The sequence below is a fragment of the Streptococcus sp. HMSC056C01 genome, assembly GCF_001811305.1.
Classification (GTDB): Bacteria; Bacillota; Bacilli; order Lactobacillales; family Streptococcaceae; genus Streptococcus.
Genome location: NZ_KV804219.1, coordinates 70510 through 71037 on the forward strand (window position 1 = coordinate 70510; position 528 = coordinate 71037).

1 protein-coding gene is annotated in these 528 nt (G+C 40.2%); it reads left to right on the plus strand.

The genetic code is table 11. From position 1 onward, the window contains the following. Positions 1-528: class I tRNA ligase family protein (locus HMPREF2795_RS10095; RefSeq protein WP_148131317.1), on the plus strand; the 528-nt coding region annotated here is incomplete at both ends.

A 528-nucleotide genomic window follows, 5' to 3' on the forward strand; every position in this document is an offset into this window, starting at 1 on the left:
GTGCGGAAATCTTGCGTCTCTGGGTAACAAGTGTAGACTCAAGCAATGACGTGCGTATCTCTATGGATATCTTGAGTCAAGTTTCTGAAACTTACCGTAAGATCCGTAACACTCTTCGTTTCTTGATTGCTAACACATCTGACTTTAACCCAGCTGAGGATGCAGTTGCTTACGAAGAACTTCGTTCAGTTGACAAGTATATGACCATTCGTTTTAACCAGCTTGTGAAAACAATTCGTGATGCTTATGCTGACTTTGAATTTTTGACAATCTATAAAGCACTAGTGAACTTTATCAACGTTGACTTGTCAGCCTTCTACCTTGATTTTGCCAAAGACGTTGTCTACATCGAAGGTGCCAAATCATTGGAACGCCGTCAAATGCAAACTGTCTTTTACGATATCCTTGTAAAAATCACCAAACTCTTGACTCCAATCCTTCCTCACACTGCAGAAGAAATCTGGTCATATCTTGAGTTTGAAGCTGAAGACTTTGTTCAATTGTCAGAATTGCCAGAAGCTCAAACGT